18 protein-coding genes are annotated in these 20,258 nt (G+C 73.7%); 8 read left to right on the top strand and 10 right to left on the bottom strand.

Annotation, left to right across the window (positions count from 1 at the left end; all coding sequences use genetic code 11):
• The 3 genes from KVS67_RS05410 to KVS67_RS05400 all read left to right on the top strand — a co-directional run.
• Positions 1-141: integrase core domain-containing protein (locus KVS67_RS05410; protein WP_217565035.1), on the top strand; the 141-nt coding region annotated here is incomplete at its 5' end.
• A gap of 101 nt (positions 142-242) precedes the next feature.
• Entirely contained in the window at positions 243-1,175 is a 933-nt protein-coding gene (locus tag KVS67_RS05405; protein ID WP_217565019.1) for a TspO/MBR family protein, read from the top strand.
• Between the two features lie 150 nt (positions 1,176-1,325).
• Positions 1,326-2,312: a thermonuclease family protein gene (locus KVS67_RS05400; protein WP_217565017.1), complete on the top strand. Its 987-nt coding sequence runs from the start codon at positions 1,326-1,328 to the stop codon at positions 2,310-2,312.
• A 93-nt stretch (positions 2,313-2,405) separates the two neighbouring features.
• On the opposite strand, the gene KVS67_RS05395 is transcribed toward KVS67_RS05400, so the two are convergent.
• The 3 genes from KVS67_RS05395 to KVS67_RS05385 form a co-directional block, all read right to left on the bottom strand.
• Positions 2,406-3,503, bottom strand: coding sequence for a YihY/virulence factor BrkB family protein (locus tag KVS67_RS05395; protein WP_368669036.1), 1,098 nt, complete (start codon positions 3,501-3,503; stop codon positions 2,406-2,408).
• Positions 3,504-3,610: 107 nt separating this feature from the next.
• Complete coding sequence (locus KVS67_RS05390) at positions 3,611-5,029, bottom strand: L-serine ammonia-lyase (protein WP_061867550.1); 1,419 nt, start codon at positions 5,027-5,029, stop codon at positions 3,611-3,613.
• 184 nt (positions 5,030-5,213) lie between these two features.
• Positions 5,214-6,128, bottom strand: coding sequence for an NUDIX hydrolase (locus KVS67_RS05385; RefSeq protein WP_217565015.1), 915 nt, complete (start codon positions 6,126-6,128; stop codon positions 5,214-5,216).
• Positions 6,129-6,307: 179 nt separating this feature from the next.
• On the opposite strand from KVS67_RS05385, the gene KVS67_RS05380 reads away from it, so the two are divergent.
• Genes KVS67_RS05380 through KVS67_RS05370 form a run of 3 tightly spaced genes read left to right on the top strand, consistent with a single transcriptional unit; the run spans position 6,308 to position 9,898 of the window.
• On the top strand, positions 6,308-7,090 hold the full coding sequence (locus KVS67_RS05380; RefSeq protein ID WP_192594006.1) for an electron transfer flavoprotein subunit beta/FixA family protein: 783 nt from the start codon (positions 6,308-6,310) through the stop codon (positions 7,088-7,090).
• A 23-nt stretch (positions 7,091-7,113) separates the two neighbouring features.
• Positions 7,114-8,124 (top strand): electron transfer flavoprotein subunit alpha/FixB family protein, encoded by a 1,011-nt coding sequence (locus tag KVS67_RS05375; RefSeq protein ID WP_230260209.1) that lies wholly within the window; start codon positions 7,114-7,116, stop codon positions 8,122-8,124.
• Positions 8,125-8,176: 52 nt separating this feature from the next.
• Positions 8,177-9,898 (top strand): cytochrome b/b6 domain-containing protein, encoded by a 1,722-nt coding sequence (locus KVS67_RS05370; protein ID WP_230260208.1) that lies wholly within the window; start codon positions 8,177-8,179, stop codon positions 9,896-9,898.
• Between the two features lie 130 nt (positions 9,899-10,028).
• Here the strand turns inward: KVS67_RS05370 and KVS67_RS05365 are convergent, their stop codons facing one another.
• Positions 10,029-10,976 carry an acyl-CoA thioesterase domain-containing protein gene (locus tag KVS67_RS05365; RefSeq protein WP_217565004.1) on the bottom strand — a complete coding sequence of 316 codons (948 nt, stop codon included), beginning with the start codon at positions 10,974-10,976 and terminating at the stop codon, positions 10,029-10,031.
• A gap of 165 nt (positions 10,977-11,141) precedes the next feature.
• Here KVS67_RS05365 and KVS67_RS05360 point away from each other — a divergent pair, with 165 nt between their 5' ends.
• Positions 11,142-12,275, top strand: a complete 1,134-nt coding sequence (locus KVS67_RS05360; protein ID WP_217564996.1) for an acyl-CoA dehydrogenase family protein — start codon at positions 11,142-11,144, stop codon at positions 12,273-12,275.
• An 87-nt stretch (positions 12,276-12,362) separates the two neighbouring features.
• Here the strand turns inward: KVS67_RS05360 and KVS67_RS05355 are convergent, their stop codons facing one another.
• Genes KVS67_RS05355 through KVS67_RS05340 form a run of 4 tightly spaced genes read right to left on the bottom strand, consistent with a single transcriptional unit; the run spans position 12,363 to position 16,819 of the window.
• Positions 12,363-13,550 (bottom strand): enoyl-CoA hydratase/isomerase family protein, encoded by a 1,188-nt coding sequence (locus KVS67_RS05355; protein WP_217564991.1) that lies wholly within the window; start codon positions 13,548-13,550, stop codon positions 12,363-12,365.
• Entirely contained in the window at positions 13,547-14,344 is a 798-nt protein-coding gene (locus KVS67_RS05350; RefSeq protein ID WP_217564987.1) for an enoyl-CoA hydratase, read from the bottom strand. Before KVS67_RS05350 ends, KVS67_RS05355 begins: the two co-directional genes overlap by 4 nt.
• Complete coding sequence (mmsB, locus tag KVS67_RS05345) at positions 14,341-15,258, bottom strand: 3-hydroxyisobutyrate dehydrogenase (RefSeq protein WP_041102792.1); 918 nt, start codon at positions 15,256-15,258, stop codon at positions 14,341-14,343. Before mmsB ends, KVS67_RS05350 begins: the two co-directional genes overlap by 4 nt.
• Positions 15,259-15,292: 34 nt before the next feature.
• The gene (locus KVS67_RS05340; RefSeq protein ID WP_217564980.1) at positions 15,293-16,819 is read right to left on the bottom strand and encodes a CoA-acylating methylmalonate-semialdehyde dehydrogenase; all 1,527 of its coding nucleotides are present in this window, start codon (positions 16,817-16,819) and stop codon (positions 15,293-15,295) included.
• Positions 16,820-16,998: 179 nt separating this feature from the next.
• On the opposite strand from KVS67_RS05340, the gene KVS67_RS05335 reads away from it, so the two are divergent.
• A complete protein-coding gene (locus KVS67_RS05335) occupies positions 16,999-17,772 on the top strand; it encodes an SDR family NAD(P)-dependent oxidoreductase (RefSeq protein WP_070708774.1) in 774 nt (257 codons plus the stop codon).
• 29 nt (positions 17,773-17,801) lie between these two features.
• Here KVS67_RS05335 and KVS67_RS05330 read toward each other — a convergent pair whose 3' ends face one another.
• Together KVS67_RS05330 and KVS67_RS05325 are read right to left on the bottom strand one after the other, a co-directional pair.
• The gene (locus KVS67_RS05330; protein ID WP_217564972.1) at positions 17,802-18,359 is read right to left on the bottom strand and encodes a MarR family winged helix-turn-helix transcriptional regulator; all 558 of its coding nucleotides are present in this window, start codon (positions 18,357-18,359) and stop codon (positions 17,802-17,804) included.
• Positions 18,360-18,437: 78 nt separating this feature from the next.
• The gene (locus KVS67_RS05325; RefSeq protein ID WP_217564965.1) at positions 18,438-20,219 is read right to left on the bottom strand and encodes an AMP-binding protein; all 1,782 of its coding nucleotides are present in this window, start codon (positions 20,217-20,219) and stop codon (positions 18,438-18,440) included.
• Positions 20,220-20,258: the final 39 nt, after the last annotated feature.

Genomic DNA, 20,258 nt, shown 5'->3' with positions numbered 1-20,258 from the left:
TCAGAGCAAGCTCGGCGTGAGGCCCTGGCGGTGTGGGTGAACCACTACAACTACCATCGGCCTCATACCTCCTGCGGGGACGCTCCTCCGGCCTCGTTGGCACCGGCCCGAGTCAACAACGTCATGCCCTCCTACACCTAGGCCGCGGTGGCCCGTGCCCGCGATGGGCCCGGCGGCTACGCTGACCCTGAGACCCGCCCCGCCCGGGGCGCACCCCCGACGATCACCCCACGGGAGCACCCATGAGCACCGCCACCGACCTCGGCCCGTCCCGCAGCCCCTTCGGCCCCGACACCGCGGCGCGCGTCCCCAGCTCGGGGACGGGGCTGGCCTCGACGGGCGGCCGGGTGGCCATGCTCGTGGTCGTGATCCTCGCGGTCGTGGCCGCGTTCCTGGGCTCCGGCGTCGTCGGCGGCCTGACCCCCGTGGCCGAGGCCGCGGGCGGCTGGCTCGGCCCGGACGCCACCTGGGTGTCCCCGGCGACCCCCGCGTTCGGCATCTGGTCCGTGATCTACGCGGGGCTGCTGGCGTATGCCGTGTGGCAGTTCCTCGCCTCGGCCCAGTCCGCCCGTCACGACCGCCTGCGACCGTGGATCCTGGTCTCGGTGCTGCTCAACGCCGCGTGGATCTGGACGGTGCAGGCCGGGCGGCTGGGGCTGAGCGTCGTGGTGATCGCGCTGCTGCTGGCGTGCCTGGCGTGGATCCTGGTGCTCCTCGAATCCGTCCGCGCGCACAGCTGGGGGGAGCGGATCCTCCTGGACGGGGTGCAGGGCCTGCATCTGGGCTGGGTCTCGATCGCCGCCGTGGCGAACCTGGCCGCGTGGCTGGCCTCGACCGGCGTCGTCGGCGATCCGGGGCAGTCGTCCCTCTGGGCGAAGGTGATGCTCGTGGTGGCCGTGCTGATCGGCGCGTTCACGGCCGTGTACAACGGCGGCCGCCCGGCTCCGGCGTTCGCGCTCGCGTGGGGTCTGATGTGGATCGGCGTCGGCCGCGCGGACGGCACGGGGCTGCTCTCGGGCAGCCTCGCCCTCCTGGCGTGGGGTGGTGCCGCGATCGTCCTGCTGTGCTGGCTGGCCGCGCTGCTGCTCTCCCGCCGGTCCGCGACGGGCGAGGCCCGCGACCTCGTCCTCGACGCCCTCGACGGCGGCGGCGACCCCATCGACGGCCGTCGCTGACCCCCGTCGTCGTCGATGGAACGGGAACCGATGCTGTCGTGACGTGCAGCAACGCGACCGCCTCCCACATGCGATGATGTGCCGATCCGAAGGCCCCGCCTCACGGCGGGGCCTTCGTCATGTCCCCGTCCCTTCCCCTCCAGGATCCTCGTGCCCTTTGCTCGTCTGCGCGCGGCGCTCCCCGCGGCCGCACTGTCCCTGCTCCTGCTCACCGGCTGCACCGCCACCGACGACGGCGTCACCCCGGCGAGCGCCGCCGACACCTCCGCGTCGGCCAGCACGATGCCGACGACGCCCACCCCGTCCGTCGACGCGGTTGCGACGAGCCGTGCCGCTGCGTCGTCGCTGGCTGCCTCCTCCTCCGCCGCGCAGTCGCGTGCCGCACATGCCGCGGAGGGCTCGCGCGCCGCCGAGGCCTCCCGCAGTGCTGGACCGACGGCGCCCGCCGCCCCGGCCGACGTCGAGGGCGACGTGGTCACGGTCGAGTCGATCTCGGACGGCGACACGCTCCGCGTGACACTCGGCGAGGTGTCCACGCGGGTGCGCCTGCTCAACATCGACACCCCCGAGACCCGCCACCCCTCGAAGCCGGTCGAGTGCATGGGCCCGGAGGCGACGGCGGCGCTGAAGTCGATGATCAGCCCCGGCGACACGGTGGTGCTGCGGTACGACCGCCGGCTCTACGACCGCTATGACCGCCTCCTCGCCGGCGTGTACGCCGACGGCGTCCTGGTCAACGCCGAGATGGCCCGCCTGGGCTACGGCGAGCCGGCGGTCTTCGACGGCAACGACCGTTTCCTGCCCGAGGTCGAGGCGGCGTGGGAGCAGGCCCGGGCGAACGGCGTCGGCAGGTTCTCCGGGGAGTGCGGCACCGCGGCAGAGCCCATCCCGGAGGCGGCACCGGCCCCCGCCCCGGAGGCGACCCCCGCACCCGAAGCCGCCCCCGCGGCCGGCGACGCGGGGCCGGTGCGCGGAGCCGACTCCGTGTGCCCGGACTCCCACCCGGTCAAGGCCAACGACAACTCGGGCATCTACCACGTACCCGGTCAGCAGCACTACGGCAAGACCAACGCGCGCCACTGCTACGCCTCCGCCTCCGCGGCCCAGGCGGACGGCTACCGCGCGGCCCGGCGCTGAGGGCCCCGCGCACGACGACGGCCGCCCACCTCGCCAGGTGAGCGGCCGTCGTTGTCGGTGCGGAACGTGCGCTCGGCGCCGCGCCGGGCGCGGTCAGCGGCCCTCGTGGACCGCCCGCAGTTCGTAGCCGCGCTCCTCCACGGCCGTCTGCTTCTCGGCGCGCTTCTCCACCCCGGCCACGTCCTTCGGGGGCAGCTGCACCCGAGCCTCGGCGGGCAGGCCGGCCTCGAGCTGGCGGGCACGCTCCACCTCGGCGTCGACCTCCAGGCCGAGCAGCAGCACGATGTTGAAGATCCACAGGGCGAACAGCAGCGCCATGACCGTGCCGATCGCACCGTACGCCGAGTAGCCGGCGAACTGCGTGAAGTACACGGACAGGGCCACCGCGGCCAGCACCATGCCCACCAGCGCCACGATGTTGCCGGGGCCGAAGAGGTGGAAGCGCGGCTTCTGGACGTTCGGGGTGGTGTAGTACAGGGTCGCGATCAGCACCAGCAGGATCAGGACGACGACGGGCCACTTCGCCCACGCCCACACCGGCAGGAACGTGTCCGAGAGGAAGTTCACCACGCCGGTCATGCCGAGCGGCCCGGCGATCGGCTGGAGGAAGCCGTCCACGAGCGAGCGGTTCAGCGCCAGCGAGAGCAGCACGACCACGATGCCCACGATCAGGATGAGCGTGGTGAGCAGGTTGGTCAGCGTCAGCTTCACCAGGCCGCGGCCCTCCTCGTAGCCGTACACCGTGTTGGCCGAGCGGTTGAACGCCTTCACGTACGCGGAGGCGGACCACAGGGCGGTCGCGATGCCGATGATGAGGGCGATGATCCCGCCGCCTGAGCCGGCCGAGTCGCTCATGGTGGTCACCAGGTTCGTGACGAGCGGCTGGTAGTCGCTCGGGACCAGGCCGGTCAGCTCCCCCAGCAGATCGTCGATGGCCCCGCGGTTGGAGGCGAGCACGAGGGACAGGATGGAGAACACGGCCAGCAGGGAAGGAGCCAGCGAGAGCACCAGGTAGTAGGTGAGCTTCGCGGCCAGGTCGGTGCCGCCGTCGTTGCCGAACTCCTTGAGCGCGCGTGTGAGCGCGTACTTCCAGCCGGCGCCGTCGAGCTTCACGCCCTTGAGCCTCTCGGCACGCTGGTCGGGATCGATCTTCGCGGCCTCCAGGGTCGCGTCCACAGGATGAATGGCCACGTCGGTCCTCTCGCGCTCGGGGGCAGGGTGCGGGTCGGGCCCCACGGTAGCGGACGGGTGCCCCGTCCGTCCCGACCGGAGCGGCGCTGGGCCGCGGACCCGGGCGATCAGCACTCGATGACGTTCACGGCCAGGCCGCCGCGCGAGGTCTCCTTGTACTTGGACTTCATGTCCGCGCCGGTGTCGCGCATGGTCGTGATGGCCTGGTCCAGGGTCACCCGGTGCGAGCCGTCCCCCAGCAGCGCCAGCCGGGCCGCGTTGATGGCCTTCACCGACGCGATCGCGTTGCGTTCGATGCACGGCACCTGGACGAGGCCGCCCACGGGGTCGCACGTCAGCCCGAGGTTGTGCTCGATCCCGATCTCGGCCGCGTTCTCCACCTGGTCCACGGTGCCGCCGAGCACGGCGCACAGGGCGCCCGCCGCCATGGAGCAGGCCGAGCCGACCTCGCCCTGGCAGCCGACCTCGGCGCCGGAGATGGAGGCGTTGCGCTTGTACAGGATGCCGATCGCCGCCGCGGTGAGCAGGAACTCGACCACCTTGTCGTCCCGCTCCTGCTGCGTGGCGCCCTCGGGGAGCACGAAGCGCATGTAGTAGAGCATGACGGCCGGGATGATGCCCGCGGCGCCGTTCGTGGGCGCGGTGACGATGCGCCCGCCCGAGGCGTTCTCCTCGTTCACCGCGAGCGCGAAGAGGTTGACCCACTCCATGGCCCACATGGGGTCGGTGCGGTCGGTGGTCTGGAGCAGGTGCTCCCGCAGCGCGGGGGCCCGACGGCGGACCTGCAGTCCGCCGGGCAGGATCGGCTCGGTGCGGGTCACGCCGTTGTGGACGCATTCCTCCATGACGGCCCAGATGGCCAGCAGCTGGGTGCGCAGCTCGTCGAGGTCGTGGCGGGTGGCCTCGTTGGCGAGCATGAGCTCCGCGATGCTCAGGCCGGCCTCGCGGCAGCGGGCGGCGAGCTCGGCGCCCGTGGAGAAGGGGTACGGTTCGCCGGTGTCGCCGTCGTCGGTGCGGTTGACGTCCTTGGTGGCGTCCAGCTCGGCCTCGAGCTCGTCCGAGGTGACCACGAAGCCGCCGCCCACCGAGTAGTAGTCGCGGGTGTGAAGCTGTTCGCCGGCGTCGTCGTAGGCGGTCAGGCGCATGCCGTTCGGATGCCCGGGCAGGGACTCGCGCATGTGCAGCGTCAGGTCCGCCTGCCGGTCGAAGGCGATCTCGTGGCGCCCGTCCAGGGGCAGCCGACCGCCCGTGACGATCTCCGCCACGAGCCCGGTGCAGGCGTCCGGGTCGATGGTCTCGGGGTCCTGGCCGGCCAGGCCGAGCAGCACCGCGGTGTCCGAGCCGTGGCCCACTCCGGTGGCCGCGAGCGAGCCGAACAGCTCGGCGTGCACGCGGGCCGTGCGCTCGAGGACGCCGTGCTGGCCCATGCTGTCCGTGAAGCGGCGGGCAGCGCGCATGGGCCCCACGGTGTGGGACGAGGACGGGCCGATGCCGATCGAGAACAGGTCGAGGACGCTGAGCGCCATGCAGTGCTCCTAGGGTGCGAGCGGGACGCGCGGTGGCCGGGGGTGCGGGCCGGACGCGCGGAGCCGGGTGATCCGGTGCAGACCAGACTAGGGGCACGGGGCCCGGCAGGCCATGGGGTCGCGGCTCGTGGTCCGCGCTGCTCTCCGGCCCGTCGCCCACCGCACGGACCGGAGACGGGAGCGCTCAGAGGATGTTGTCCTTGGACTCCTCCACCTGCGCGGCCGCACGGAACGCCGTCAGGTCACGCAGATACTCGTCCGCGTGGGGGAACACGGGCCCCTGCCCGGCCACGAGCATGACCCCCTCGAGGGGCTCGAACCGGGAGCGGCCCGCGTGGACGTCCTCGCCGGCGTCGACCAGGGTGCGCAGCTGCCACCACGTGGGGGCCATCAGGTTGACCTTACCGACCCGGAAGCGGCGCAGCAGCTCGGCGGGGGACGCCCAGCCGTGGCTGGCCGCCTCGGAGGACATCCGCTCGGGGGACTGGCCCTGCGGCAGGTGGACGGCGAAGAAGAACGTGTCGTAGCGGCGCGGGCCCCCGTGCGGGGTGATCCACCGGGACCACGGCACGAGCGCGCCGGCGTCGGGGCGCAGCCCCTCGCGGTCGAGCAGCTCCCCGAAGTCCACCTCGTGGCGCTCGACGGCGTCGCGCAGCTCGTCGGGGAACGCGGCCACCCGGGCCGGGTCCACGGGGGTGCCGGTGACGGCGTCCCGGGCCAGGAGCACTCCGGTCTCCTCGAACGTCTCGCGGACGGCGGCGGCCAGCACGCGGCCGGCGCCCTCGGCGGGGTCGAGTTCCGCGAGGGTGCCGTGGGCGTCCGCGGGCTCGTGCGGCAGCCCCAGGCGCCGGCCCCAGTCGGCCAGATCCGTGCCCTCCCACAATCGGTCCGACAGGTCGTCCGCGGGGTCCACGCGGCCGCCGGGGAAGGCCGTGGCGTGGGCGCTGAAGGCCATGGTCCCGGCGCGGCGGACGGTGAACACCGAGGTCTCGCCGCCGGCCCCGGGCCGGACCAGCACGAGGGAGGAGGCGGGCACCGCCGGGACCCGGGGCCGGTCCTCGGCGGCCGGCGGGGCGGTGGGCGGGGCGGCGGGGCTCACGGTGCCTCCTCGGTTCGGGCGATCATGGTCCGGACGCACGGGCCGACGACGGCGGCCCCGGCCGCTCCCGCGCGCGGGTCATGCGGCCCGGACGTGCGCGGACCCGTAGTCTGTAGCGTAAGTCACCGTGCTCGGGGCGGAGGCCCCGGGGCGAGACCGCGACCCAAGGAGGAGAGGCCGTGAAGATCCTGGTGCTGGCCAAGCAGGTGCCGGACACGTGGCAGGAGCGTGAGCTGAGCCTGGAGACCGGCTGGGTGGTGCGCGACGGCGCGGCCGAGCCCGTGCCGGACGAGATCAGCGAGCGCGTCATGGAGGTCGCCCTGGGCTGGCGGGACGCCGGCGCGGACATCGAGGTCGTGGCCCTGACGGTGGGCCCCGAGGACTCCTCGAAGACCCTGCGCAAGATGCTGGCCATGGGCGCGGACTCCGCCGTGCAGATCTCCGACGACGCACTCGTCGGCTCGGACGCCGTGCAGACAGCTCGCGTGATCGCCGCGGCCGTCGAGAAGGAGGGCGCCGACCTCGTGCTCGCCGGCACGCTGTCCACGGACGGCGGCACCGGCGTGGTGCCCGCCATGGTCGCCGAGCTCCTGGAGCGGCCCTACCTGCCGCACGCCGAGGCCCCCGAGCTGGCCGACGGCGAGCTGACCGGCACCGTGGCGACCTCGGACGCGGACGTGCGCGCCGCCGTCGCCCTGCCCGCCGTGGCGGGCTTGACGGAGAAGACCGCGGAGCCGCGGTTCCCGAACTTCAAGAACATCATGGCGGCCAAGAAGAAGCCGCTCACCGTGCTGTCCCTGGCCGACCTCGGCATCGCCGCGGGCCCGGCCGAGGCCGCCTACCGCTCCGTGATGGTCTCGGCGGACACGCGTCCCGAGCGTGCCGCGGGCGAGAAGGTCACCGACGACGGCACCGCCGCCGAGCGGCTGGTGGAGTTCCTCGCGGGTCGGGGGCTCGTGTGAGCGCGAACGTGGAGGAGACCGAGATGACGACGCAGACCGACGCCGCGAACAGCGGCCAGACCGTGCTGGTGCACGCCGAGATCGGCGCGGACGGAGCGCTCCGCCCGATCGTGGCCGAGCTCCTCGGCGCCGCCGCCACCGTGGGCGTGCCCGAGGCCGTCCTCGTGACCGGCGCGGAGGGCAGGGACGCCGCCGTCGCCCGCCTGGGGGAGTACGGCGCCACGCGCGTCCACCTCCTCGTGGCCGACGACGCCGCCACCACCCTCGGCGACGCCGCCGTGCAGGCCCTCGCCGCCGCGGCCGCCCGCACCGCGCCCGTGGCCGTGCTGCTCTCCGGCAGCCCCGAGTCCCGCGCGGTGGCCGGCCGCCTGTCCGTCCGCGCTCGCGGCCCCGTCTGCGCGGATGCCGTGGGACTGCGCTGGGCCGACGACGAGGTCATCGCCCGCCACTCCGTGTTCGGCGGCGACTACCTCAGCGAGTCCACCGGCGAGGGCGGCCCCCGGATCATCACCATGCGCCCCGGCGCCGTCGCGGACCGGGCCCCGGCCGTCGAGGCGCCCGAGGTCGTGGAGCTGGCCGCCGCCGAGCTCGGCCCGGTGACCGCCGGCGCCCGGGTGCTCGAGGTGAACGCCCGCACGCAGAACTCCGCCCGTCCGCCCCTGCGCGGCGCGAAGACCGTCGTCGCCGGCGGACGCGGCGTGGGCTCCGAGGAGGGCTTCGCGATCGTCGAGCAGCTCGCCGACGAGCTCGGCGCCGCCGTGGGCGCCTCGCGCGCCGCCGTCGACTCCGGCTACACCGCGGCCGAGCGCCAGGTGGGCCAGACCGGCGTGATCGTGTCCCCGAACCTGTACATCGCCCTCGGCATCTCCGGCGCCATCCAGCACTTGGCCGGCATGAAGACCGCCAAGACCATCGTGGCGATCGACAAGAACGAGGACGCCGAGATCTTCGAGCACGCCGACTTCGGCGTGGTCGGGGACATCTTCCAGGTGGTCCCGCAGGTCATCGAGCAGCTGCGCACCCGCCGCGGCTGAACCGGTGCGGGCGCGGTCCGCAGCGGACCGCGCCCCTCGGACGAGGAGAAGCATGCCCAAGCAGCGAATGGCCGGCTACGTCCCCCTGAAGGGCGCCCCGGCCGAGACCGAGCCCGCCCCCGCCCCGGCGCAGGACACCACGACGGCGGCCCCCGCCCCGGTGGTCGCGCCCGCCGCCCCGGTGGCGCCGACCGCATCGGCGTCGGCCCTGACGCCCCTGTCCGCGCGACGCCGCATGGCCGGGTACGTCCCGTTCGCCCGCGAGGCCGAGTGGCTCGGCGGTGCCCCCACTCCGGCCGCGGGATCGACCCCGGCCGCCGCCCCCGAGCCGATCGCCGCCTCAGCGTCCCCGACGCGGGCCCCCGCACCCGCGGAGACCGAGCCCGTCGTGCCGGACGTGGCGGCCGCCGTCGCGGCCGCCGCGGCCGGTGCGCCCGCCGCGTCCGGGGTGGGCGCGCCCGTGGAGTCCGACCTCGTGCCGCTCGCGGAGCGGCGACGCATGGCCGGGTACGTGCCGTTCGCCCGGGAGGGGGAGTGGTTCACCGAGCTGGCCGCCGTGGGCGCCCCCACCGCGCCGGAGACGGTGGCGCAGGAGGTCGACGCACCGGAGCAGGCCACCGCCGAGCCCACGGCCGAGCCCGCCGCCGCGGCGCCGGCCCGGCCGGTCGTCGCCGAGCTGGCCGATGTCGAGCCGGCCGATGCGGAACCGGCCGTCGCCGCCCCCGTGGCCGCGGCGTCGGCCCCGGAGCCGGCCCCCACCGCGCCGGACACCCGTTCGGCCCCGCCGGCCTCCGCCGTGCAGCCGCCCCGGGCTGCCACCGGTACGCCCGCTCGGACCGCGGAGACGGACGTCGCCGAGTCCGCCGTCCCGTCCCGTCTGCGCAAGGCGCTGCCGGCGGTGGCCGGCGTCGTGGTGCTGGCGCTGCTCGCGGTGCTGGCCGCACGCTGGCTGCGGAGCCTGGACCCGGTGGCGGACTTCATCGCGACCTACGACGGGCACCCGGTCCTGCCCGAGGGCACCCCCGAGGGGATGCCCTGGTGGATGGGCTGGCAGCACTTCCTGAACATGTTCCTGATGGTGCTGATCATCCGGACGGGCCTGCAGATCCGTCACGAGACGCGGCCTCCGGCCAACTTCACGCCGACGAAGGACGGCCTGTTCTCCGCGCGGGGCAACACCCCGAAGAAGTTCTCGCTCACCATCTGGATGCACCAGGCCCTCGACGCGCTGTGGCTGCTCAACGGCCTGATCTTCGTGGTGCTGCTGATCGTCACCGGCCACTGGGCGCGGATCGTGCCCACGGACCCGCACGTGTTCCAGCACGCCCTGTCCGCCGGCATCCAGTACCTGTCCCTGGACTGGCCCACGGAGAACGGCTGGGTGCACTACAACGCGCTGCAGATGCTCTCCTACGCGCTGGTCGTGTTCGTGGCCGCCCCGCTCGCCGCCCTCACGGGCTGGCGCATGTCCTCGTGGTTCCCCACGGAGGCCAAGGGACTGAACAAGGCGTTCCCCATGGAGGTGGCCCGCAAGGTGCACTTCCCGGTGATGGTCTTCTTCGTGGCGTTCATCGTGGTGCACGTGTTCCTCGTGGCCTTCACGGGCCTGCTGACGAACCTGAACCACATGTACACCTCGCGCGGCGGGGCCACCGACGCGTGGGGCCTCGTGGTGTTCCTCGTGAGCGTGGCGGTCACCGCCGCCGCCTGGTTCTTCCTGAAGCCCGCCTTCACGGCCCCCGTGGCCTCCCGCTTCGGCACCGTGGGCCGCTGAGCCGGCCCCACGACGACGGCACGTCCTCCCGGGACTTTCGAACGTGATGTCGGGGGAATGAGCGCTTTTGAACGTGGGATAGGGCCTCTCTCACGTTCGAAAGCGCTCGGGCGCTCGGGCGTGCGGGGCGTCAGCTCCGGGCAGCTCGGAAGGTGACCTGCACCTGGACCATCGGCTTGTCGGCCACGGGGACGCCGTCGGCGCCGACCGGCACGAGGTCCACGTCCACGAGGCGCAGGGACCGGCCGGCGTGCCGCACCCGCGTGAGGGCGACCATCTCGCCATGCCCCGGGCGCACGAACACCACGCGCACGGCCTGGACGTCGTAGCGCTCGCGGTCCGGCATGGCCGCCTGCGCGGCGGTGACCGCCCGCAGCGTCATGGCCCCGCCGTGGACCGCGCCCGACGGGTTGGCCAGCTCCGGCTTCGGGGCGAAGCGGGCGCCCGCGCTCGCCGCGGCAGCGACGGCGGGGCGCACGTCCGGAGCGGCCGTCGGCAGCGACTCGGGGCGGGCGGCGAGCAGCCCCGGCATGGGCACGCGGGTCTCGGCCCCGCGGGGCAGCCGTCCGGCGGCGACGAACTCGGCCATCCGCTCCGGCGCTCCGGCGGGCACCGACTGGAACCAGCCGGTCGCCTCGACGACGCGACGCCCGTCCGCGTCCTCGAGCCACGCACGGGCCACGCCGCCGCCGGCATCCCAGGCCAGCGGGCGGGTCCAGCACTCCAGCAGCGGGCCGTCGTCGTCCCCGGCCGTGACGGCCACCGCGTCGAAGGCGGGCAGCGGGCCGAGCACGTTGACCTGCAGCTCGGTGGTGACCACGGTCTCGATGTCCCGGGCCGCGTGGTGCACGGCCACCGCGGTGGCGTTGTCCATGATCACGGTGGCCGCCGCGCCGGTGGGCCGGCCGTCCAGGTCGAGGCACCACGGGCCGACCTCGAACGCGGCCGGGTTGAGGGCGCCGTCCCGCTCGGTCATCAGCGCGTGGCGGCGGATGCCGAACAGCTGTTCCGTGCGGCCGGAGGGGTGGGAGCGTGGGCCGGTGGGCGAGTCCGCGGTGGGGCTGGTGGTGGTCTGCACGGGGAGCACGCTAGCCCACGGCCCGGCGGCGACACGGCTGATCATTGGATGTCCTATTATCATGGTGACGACAGTCACGCCCTGTCGTCGCCCGTGGTGTCACCCCCGCACCACCCCGTCGTGGACCGCCCGCGCGGCCGGACCGAGCCCCAGGAGGACGAACCCATGTTCCCCATCACCGATGACCAGAAGGCCCTGGTCGACGCCGTCCGCGACTTCGCCGAGCAGCGCGGCGCCCCGCACGCACTCGACTGGGACGCCGAGAAGCACTTCCCGGTGGACGTCCTCGCCGAGGCCGGCGAGCTCGGCCTGGGCGGCATCTACGTGGGGGAGGAGCACGGCGGCACCGGCCTGGAGCGCACGGACGCGATCCTGATCTTCGAGGAGCTCGCCAAGGCGGACCCGGCCTTCGCCGCCTACATCTCCATCCACAACATGGTCGCCTGGATGATCGACTCCTTCGGCAGCGACGAGCAGCGCGCCCGCTGGATCCCCGACCTCGCGGGCATGGAGCACCTGGCCAGCTACTGCCTCACCGAGCCCGGCGCCGGCTCGGACGCGGCCGCGCTGAAGACTCGCGCCGTCCGCGACGGCGACCACTACGTCCTCAACGGCGTCAAGCAGTTCATCTCCGGCGCCGGCGCGTCCGACTGCTACGTGGTGATGTGCCGCACCGCGGACACGGGCGCCCGGGGGATCTCCGCCGTCGTGGTCCACAAGGACACCCCCGGCCTGTCCTTCGGCCCCAACGAGAAGAAGATGGGCTGGCACACCCAGCCCACGCGCCAGGTGATCTTCGAGGACGTCCGCGTGCCCGTGGCCGACCGCCTCGGCGAGGAGGGCGACGGCTTCCGCATCGCCATGAAGGGCCTCAACGGCGGCCGCCTGAACATCGGCGCCTGCTCGATCGGCGGCGGCCTGGCCGCCCTGGACAAGGCCACCCGCTACCTCAAGGAGCGCAGCGCGTTCGGCGAGCCGCTCACCACCAAGCAGGCCCTCGTGTTCGAGCTCGCGGACATGTCCGTGAAGCTGGAGACCGCCCACACGATGCTCATGCGCGCCGCGGACGCCCTGGACCGCAACGACCCGGACACCGTGGGCCTGTGCGCCATGGCCAAGCTCGTGGCCACCGAACACGGCTACGAGGCCGCCGACACCGCCCTGCAGCTGCACGGCGGCTACGGCTACCTGCACGAGTACGGCGTGGAGAAGCTCGTCCGGGACCTGCGCGTGCACCGGATCCTCGAGGGCTCCAACGAGATCATGCGCATGATCGTGGGCCGCGGCCTGATCGGCTGACGTCGGGGGCCCCGCCCGGTGGCCCACACAGCACGGCGCCCCGCGGTCCCCACACGGGACCACGGGGCGCGGTCTGTCGGGGCGGGCTCAGCCGAGCTGCAGCGGGTCCACCCCGGACACGGGCTCGAAGTGCCCGGCCACGTCCTCGGCCGAGACGTCCTCGAGCCGGGCCGGGCTCCACGTCGGATCCTTGTCCTTGTCCACGAGCAGCGCGCGGATGCCCTCGGCCATGTCCGGCTCGCGCATCAGGTGGGTGCCGATCGTGAACTCCTGGCGCAGCGCGTCGGCCACGGTCAGGTCCGCCCCGCGCGCGGCCAGCCGGCGCTGGGCCTCGTGGGCCACGGCGACGGCGGTCGGGGACTTGGTGCGGATGGCCTCGGCGGCCTGCCCCGCGGCCTCGGCGTGCTCCCCGCCAGCGGCGGCGCGCTCGTCCAGGGCGGCGAGGACCTCGGCGGCCGTCTCCCGGTCGTAGGCGTCCTCGATCCAGTCCCGGCCGGCCACCAGCGCGGAGGCGGGCCGTGCGTCCTCGGCCACCGCGAACCGGGCCAGCGCCTCGTCGGCGGCGGCGAAGGCGGCCTCGTCGCGCGCGCCCGCGTCCGCGGCCGGGCCGAGGGCGCCGAACGCCGCGGCGAGGGCCTGCTCGAGCTCGTCCAGCCGGGCGGACTCCACGAAGACGTCCGCCAGGCCCAGGGCCACCGCGTCGGACCCGGAGGCGTGCGCCGAGGTCGCGGCCAGGTGCCGGCCCGCCTGGAAGGGTGCGCGGGCGAGGTGGAAGGAGCCGCCGACGTCGGGGGTGAACCCGATCGCCGTCTCGGGCATGCCGGCGCGCGTCCGCTCGGTGGCCACACGGTGCGAGCCGTGCGCGGACACGCCCATGCCGCCGCCCAGGACGACGCCGTCCATGAAGGCCACGTACGGCTTGGGGTAGGCGGCGATGCGCTCGTTCATCGCGTACTCGTCGCGGAAGAACTCCTCGGCCTCCGCGAACCGCCCCGCCAGGAGGGAGGCGCGCAGGGAGACGACGTCGCCGCCCGCGCACAGCCCCTTCTCCCCGGCGCCGCGGATCAGCACGCCGCGCACGGCGGGGTCCGCGGCCCAGTCGGTCAGGGCCGCGTCGATCGCCCGGACCATGTCCTGCGTCAGCGCGTTCAGGGCGCGCGGACGGTTCAGCGTGATGCGGCCGAGGCCGTCGCGGACCTCGAGGAGCACCTCGTCCGCCGCGCCGTCCTGCCCAGCCGCGGGGGCCGTCGTCGCCGTGGTCTGCGCGTCGCTCATCGGTGCTGCCACCCCGCCTCGCGCTTGGCCGCGAAGGCGTCCATGCCCTCCTTCTGGTCCGCCGTGGCGAACGCGGCGTGGAACACGCGGCGCTCGAAGGCGATGCCCTGGGCGAGCGTGGTCTCGAACGCGGCGTTGACGGCCTCCTTGGCCATCCAGGAGGCCGGCTTGGACTTGGACGCGATGGTCGCGGCCACCTCCAGCGCCTCCTCGAGGGCATTCTCGTCGGCCACCACGCGGGAGACGAGTCCGATGCGCTCGGCCTCCTCCGCCCCGATCATGCGGCCGGTGAGGATCATGTCCATGGCCTTCGCCTTGCCCACGGCGCGGGTCAGGCGCTGGGAGCCGCCCATGCCGGGGATGACGCCGAGGTTGATCTCGGGCTGGCCGAACTTCGCGCCCTCGCCGGCCACGAGCACATCGGCCATCATGGCCAGCTCGCAGCCGCCCCCGAGGGCGTAGCCGGTCACGCACGCCACGATGGGGGTGCGGGCGCGGGTGAGCCCGTCCCAGCCGGCGAACCAGTCGGCCGCGTACATCTCGGAGAACTCCTTGGTGGCCATCTCCTTGATGTCCGCGCCGGCGGCGAACGCCTTGGGGGAGCCGGAGAGCAGGATCGCCCCGATCTCCGGGTCGGTGTCCAGCTCCTGCACCGCCGCGACGACGGCGCGCATCGTCGCCTCGTTCAGCGCGTTCAGGGCCTTCGGCCGGTTCAGGCGGATGTGGCCGACCCGGCCCTGCCGCTCGACGACGATCGGCGACTCGGCGCCGTCCGGGGTGGTCTGCTCGCTCATGCCTCGCTCCTGTCCGTGTGTGATGCTCGGATGTCCTCGATGATGCCGGAAAAGTCGCGGGCGGCGCCTTCTCCGGCGGCGTACTCGGCGTACTTGGCCTGCGCGAGGCGGCCCAGGTCGGCCGCCACGCCCTGCTCGTCCAGGGCCGCGAGCGCGAGCCCGAGGTCCTTGGCCATCAGGGCGCCGGCGAAGCCGGGCTGGAAGTCCCGGTTCGCGGGGGAGCCGGGGACGGGGCCGGGCACCGGGCAGTTGGTGGTCAGGGACCAGCACTGCCCGGAGGCCTTGCTCATCACGTCGTACAGGGCCTGGTGCTGCAGGCCCAGGCGCTCGCCCAGGACGAAGGCCTCGGCGACGGCGATCTGCGTGACCCCCAGCACCATGTTGTTGCAGATCTTCGCGGCCTGGCCCAGGCCGGCGGCCCCGCAGTGCACGATCCGCGCGCCCATGACCTCGAGCAGCGGCAGCACCTCGGCGTACACCTCGTCCGAGGCGCCCACCATGAAGGCGAGGGTGCCGGCCTCGGCGCCCACCTGGCCGCCCGAGACCGGCGCGTCGGCCGCCCGCATGCCCGCTGCCTCCGCCGCCGCGGCCGCCTCGCGGGCCTCGGCGACATCGATGGTCGAGCAGTCCAGGAACACGGTGCCGGGCCGGGCGGCGGCGAGCAGGCCGCCGTCGCCGTCCTCACCCCGGTAGACGTCCAGCACCAGGCGTCCGTGGGGGAGCATGGTCAGCACGACGTCGGCCTCCGCGGCCGCCGCGGCCGTGTCCGTGACGGTCTCGACGCCGGCCGCACGGGCCTTCTCGAGGGCCTCGGGGACGAGGTCGAAGCCGAGCACGCGGTGGCCCGCAGCGGCGAGGTTGGCGGCCATGGGGCCGCCCATGTGGCCGAGGCCGAGGAACAGAACGGTGGTCATGGGGTCCTCCTGGTCGGGACGGGCTGCGGGGCGGTCAGGAGCCGGCCGGCATCACGAAGCTGGCGCCCTCGCGCACGCCGGAGGGCCAGCGCGTGGTGATGGTCTTCGTCTTGGTGTAGAACTTCAGCCCGTCCGTGCCGTGCTGGTTCAGGTCGCCGAAGCCGGAGGCCTTCCAGCCGCCGAAGGTGTAGTAGGCGATCGGCACGGGGATCGGCACGTTCACGCCGACCATGCCGGTGTCCACGCGGGTGGAGAAGTCGCGGGCGGCGTCGCCGTCGCGGGTGAAGATGGCCACGCCGTTGCCGAACTCGTGCTCGTTCACGAGCGTGAGCGCCTCCTCGTAGTCCTTCGCGCGGACCACGGAGAGCACCGGGCCGAAGATCTCCTCGCGGTAGATGCTCATCTGCGGGGTGACGCGGTCGAACAGGGTGGCGCCCACGTAGAAGCCGTCCTCGTGGCCCTCGACGACGACGCCCCGGCCGTCCTCGACCAGGTCGGCGCCCGCCTCGACGCCGGCCGCGATGTAGCCCTCGATGCGCTCCTTCGCGTCCTTCGAGACGACGGGGCCGAAGTCCGAGGACGCCTCGAGCGACGGGCCGACCCTGAGGTCCTTCACGCGCTCGCGGAGCAGCGCGATCAGGCGGTCGGCGGTCTCCTCGCCGACCGGGACGGCCACGGAGATCGCCATGCAGCGCTCGCCGGCGGAGCCGAAGGCGGCGCCGACCAGGGCGTCGGCGGTCATCTCGAGGTCCGCGTCCGGCATGACCACGGCGTGGTTCTTGGCCCCGCCGAAGCACTGCGCGCGCTTGCCCATGCGGCCGGCGTGGGCGTAGATGGACTGCGCGATCGGGGTGGAGCCGACGAAGCCGACGGCCTTGACGCGCGGGTCCTCGATGAGCGCGTCCACGGCGGCCTTGTCGCCGTGCACCACGTTGAGGGCGCCGGCGGGCATGCCGGCCTCGAGGGCCAGCTCGGCCAGGCGCACCGGGACGGAGGGGTCGCGCTCGGAGGGCTTGAGGACGAAGGCGTTGCCCGCCGCCAGGGCGATGCCGGCCTTCCACAGCGGGATCATCGCCGGGAAGTTGAAGGGCGTGATGCCCACGGCCACGCCGAGCGGCTGGCGCATGGAGTGCACGTCGATGCCGGTGCCCGCGTCGGCGGTGAACTCACCCTTGAGCAGGTGCGGGGCGCCCGCGGCGAACTCCACGACCTCGATGCCGCGCTGGATGTCGCCCTTGGCGTCCGGGAAGGTCTTGCCGTGCTCCTGGGCGAGCACGGTGGCCAGCTCGTCCATGTTCTCGTTGATCAGGTCGACCCAGCGCAGCAGGATGCGGCCGCGGCGCTGCGGATTCAGCGTCGACCACGCTGCGAAGCCCTCCTCGGCGGAGGCCAGGGCGGCGTCAATCTCCGCGGCGGAGGCCAGCGCCACGCGGCCCGCCACGCGGCCCGTGGCCGGGTGGTAGACGTCGCTGTGCCGACCGGAGGCGCCCTCGCGCCGCTCGCCGTGCACGAAGTGGGGGATCACGGGGGCGGTCTCGGTGGGCGCGGTCTTCTCGGACATGGGGGCTCCTCGCGGGTCCAGGCGGAAGGCGGACGCCGGGCGGCGCCGCCCACGGCGGGCGGGGCGGGCCCGGCCGTGCGTGTGATCTGGGTTACTCGTCCGCTAATCTAGGATGAGAACGTAGGACATGCAACTATCGAAATCGGGGGGTATCCCGAGGAGGAAGGGAGGGTCCGCCCATGGACCTGTCGAACCAGAGCGCGATCGTCACCGGCGGGGCCTCGGGCCTCGGCCATGCCACCGCCCGCCGCCTGGCGGACGCGGGCGCCGCCGTCGTGGTGGTGGACCTGCCGGACCGCGAGGGCGAGACCGTCCGCGCGGACGCTGTGGCCGCCCTCGGTCCCCGTGCGCGCTTCGTGACGGGCGACGTCACCGCCGAGGACACCGCCCGGGAGGCCGTGGCCGCCGCGCTGGAGGCCGGGCCGCTGCGGGTGCTGGTCAACTGCGCCGGGGTGGCGACGCCGGGCAAGCTCGTGGGTCGCGACGGGCCGCTGTCCGCCGAGGTGCTGAGCCGGGTCCTGGCGATCAACGCGGTCGGCACCGTGTCGATGATGGCCCAGGCCGCCGCCGCGATGAAGGCGCAGGAGCCGCTCGGCGAGGACCGCGGCGTCATCGTCAACACCGCGTCCGTGGCAGCCTACGACGGGCAGATCGGCCAGATCGCGTACTCCGCCTCCAAGGGCGCCGTGGTCGCGCTGACCCTGCCCGCGGCCCGCGAGCTCGCCTCCTCGCAGATCCGCGTGGTCACGATCGCCCCCGGCCTGATGGAGACGCCCATGATGGCCGGCCTGCCCGAGGCCGCCCGCGAGGCGCTGTCCACCAAGACCCCGCATCCGGCCCGCCTCGGCCGGCCCGAGGACTACGCGCTGCTCGTCGAGCAGATCGTGTCCAACCCGTTCCTCAACGGCGAGGTCATCCGGCTCGACGGCGCCGTGCGCCTCGAGCCCCGCTGAGCCGGACGGTCCGGAGGCCGGGGAGAGCGTCAGGAGGAGGTGCGCTCCGCCGTCGCGGGCGCGCCGGCGTCGGGGCCGTCGACCTGGAAGTCGCCTGCCTCGGCGCGGAACCGGCCGAGGACGTCGATGAGGGTGTCCACGTCCGCCGGATCGAAGCCGGAACGGCCGAAGACCTCGGCGTTGAGCGTCTCCGTGGCGGCGACGGCGACGCGCCGACCCTCGTCCGTGAGGGCGAGCACGAGCGCGCGGCGGTCCGACTCGTGGGGGGTGCGCTCCACCAGCCCGGCGGCCTCGAGCCGGTCCACCGCATTGGTCACCGAGGTGGGGTGGACCTGCAGGAGCGCGGACGCCTTGGACATCCGCATCCGCTTCTCGCGCGAGAAGTTCAGCAGCGCCAGCAGCTCGTACCGCGCGAAGGTGAGCCCGTAGGGCTTGAGCGCGGCCTGCGCCCGACCCAGCAGGATCTGCTGGGCCCGCATGATCGAGGTGATGGCGGCCATCGGGCGGGCGACGTCACCCCATCCGTGACGCTCCCAGTTCCGGGCGGCCTCCCGGATGGGGTCCTGGGCGAGGGGTGGCTTCTTCATGGCGCTCCAGACTAGCGGCGCACCGGGGGTCCCCCGCCACCGCCGGACGAGGACGGGGCGGTGGCGGGGAACGGCCGGTCAGCGCTGCAGGTCCAGGTCCTCCTCGCGGAACTCGGTGCCGTAGCCGTCCGGGGCGGCGCCCGTCTGGGCGCGCTCGACCTCGGCCTTGCGCAGCTCCACGCGGCGGATCTTGCCCGAGATGGTCTTCGGCAGCTCGAGGAACTCGATGCGGCGGATGCGCTTGTACGGGGGCAGCTGGGTGAGCGTGAACTGCAGGATCGCCCGGGCGGTCTCCGCGGTGGGCTCGTGGCCCGGGGCGAGGGTGACGAAGGCCTTCGGCACGGCCAGGCGCAGCTCGTCCGGGGTGGGGACGATCGCGCCCTCCAGCACGGCCGGGTGCTTGACCAGCACCGACTCCAGCTCGAACGGGGACACCTTGTAGTCCGAGGACTTGAAGACGTCGTCCGCGCGGCCCACATAGGTCAGCACGCCGTTCTCGTCGCGGCGGGCGATGTCGCCGGTGTGGAAGACGCCGTCGCGGAACACCTCGTCCGTCTTCTCCTGGTTGCCGTAGTAGGACTTCAGCAGGCCCACCGGACGCGGGTCCAGGCGCAGGCAGATCTCGCCCTCCTCGGCCTCCTGGCCCGTGAGCGGGTCGAGCAGGGTGACGTCCATGCCGGGCAGCGGACGGCCCATCGAGCCGATGACGACCTTCTGGCCGGGGGTGTTGGCGATCTGCAGGGTGGTCTCGGTCATCCCGAAGCCGTCGCGGATCGTGGTGCCCCACGCCTTGTGCACCTGGTCGATCACCTCGGCGTTGAGCGGCTCGCCCGCGGAGATGGTCTTGGTCGGCGGGGTCGTCAGCTGCGCCAGGTCCGCCTTGATGAGCATGCGCCACACGGTGGGCGGGGCGCAGAAGCTCGTGACGCCGTAGCGCTCCATGTTGGCCATCAGGGCCGCGGGGTCGAACTTGCGGGCGCTGTGCACGAAGATTGTGGCCTCCGCGATCCACGGGGCGAAGAAGTTGGACCACGCGTGCTTGGCCCAGCCGGGGGAGGCCACGTTGAGGTGCACGTCGCCCGGCTCCAGACCGATCCAGTAGAGCGTCGTGAGGTGGCCGACCGGGTACGAGGTGTGGGTGTGCTCCACGAGCTTCGGCTTCGAGGTGGTGCCCGAGGTGAAGTAGAAGAGCAGCGTCTCGTCCGCGGGGGTCGGCTCGGCCGGGGCCAGCTCGGTGGCGGCGTCGTCGGCGTCGTCGTAGGAGAGCACGGTGTGGCCGGCGACCTCGGGGGCGCGGCGCGCCGGGCCCTCCGCGAAGACGCCCGGCACGTGCACCAGGTGCAGGCCCTCGCCGACGCCGGCGAACTTGGCCAGGTCCTCGGCGCCGGCCACGGCCCACGCGGCGCCGGCGCGCGTCACGCGGTCCTCGAGGTCCCCGGAGGTCATCTGCGTGGTGGTGGGCACCATGACCACCCGCAGCTTGATGCAGGCGAGCATGAACTCCCACAGCTCCACCTGGTTGTTCAGCATCAGGATGAGGCGGTCGCCGCGGCGCAGGCCCTGCGCGGAGAGCCAGTTCGCCACCCGGCTGGAGGCCGCGGAGAGCTCGGCGAAGGTGCGTTCGGTGCTGCGCCCGTCGTCCTCGGCGATGATCAGCGCCGGCACGTCCGCGCGGGCCGGGTCTTGGGCCAGGCGGTCGAACCAGTCGAAGCCGAAGTTGAAGTGCTCGAAGCGGGGCCACTCGAACTCGGCGCGGGCGCGCTCATAGTCGGTCTGGCACTCGACCAGCAGGTCGCGGGCCGCGCGGAACACCTCCGTCGGTGACGGGGCGGCGACGGCGGTGGGGTCCTGGACGGTCATGGGTCCCTCCTCGGGATGGCTGCTGAACGGATCCTTGGC

It is taken from the genome of Micrococcus sp. GbtcB5, from assembly GCF_019091605.1.
Lineage (GTDB): Bacteria > Actinomycetota > Actinomycetes > Actinomycetales > Micrococcaceae > Micrococcus > Micrococcus luteus.
Note: the sequence above shows the minus strand (reverse complement) of the source record. Positions and strands in the feature narration are given on the sequence as shown.

Excerpts from the sequence above, each read along its gene's own strand:
- KVS67_RS05350 (WP_217564987.1), bottom strand. The coding sequence starts at position 14,344 with ATGAGCGAGCAGACCACCCCGGACGGCGCCGAGTCGCCGATCGTCGTC.
- KVS67_RS05325 (WP_217564965.1), bottom strand. The coding sequence starts at position 20,219 with ATGACCGTCCAGGACCCCACCGCCGTCGCCGCCCCGTCACCGACGGAG.
- KVS67_RS05390 (WP_061867550.1), bottom strand. The coding sequence starts at position 5,029 with ATGGCGCTCAGCGTCCTCGACCTGTTCTCGATCGGCATCGGCCCGTCC.
- KVS67_RS05330 (WP_217564972.1), bottom strand. The coding sequence starts at position 18,359 with ATGAAGAAGCCACCCCTCGCCCAGGACCCCATCCGGGAGGCCGCCCGG.
- KVS67_RS05340 (WP_217564980.1), bottom strand. The coding sequence starts at position 16,819 with ATGTCCGAGAAGACCGCGCCCACCGAGACCGCCCCCGTGATCCCCCAC.
- KVS67_RS05405 (WP_217565019.1), top strand. The coding sequence starts at position 243 with ATGAGCACCGCCACCGACCTCGGCCCGTCCCGCAGCCCCTTCGGCCCC.
- KVS67_RS05355 (WP_217564991.1), bottom strand. The coding sequence starts at position 13,550 with ATGAGCGACGCGCAGACCACGGCGACGACGGCCCCCGCGGCTGGGCAG.
- mmsB (WP_041102792.1), bottom strand. The coding sequence starts at position 15,258 with ATGACCACCGTTCTGTTCCTCGGCCTCGGCCACATGGGCGGCCCCATG.
- KVS67_RS05370 (WP_230260208.1), top strand. The coding sequence starts at position 8,177 with ATGCCCAAGCAGCGAATGGCCGGCTACGTCCCCCTGAAGGGCGCCCCG.
- KVS67_RS05375 (WP_230260209.1), top strand. The coding sequence starts at position 7,114 with ATGACGACGCAGACCGACGCCGCGAACAGCGGCCAGACCGTGCTGGTG.
- KVS67_RS05360 (WP_217564996.1), top strand. The coding sequence starts at position 11,142 with ATGTTCCCCATCACCGATGACCAGAAGGCCCTGGTCGACGCCGTCCGC.
- KVS67_RS05335 (WP_070708774.1), top strand. The coding sequence starts at position 16,999 with ATGGACCTGTCGAACCAGAGCGCGATCGTCACCGGCGGGGCCTCGGGC.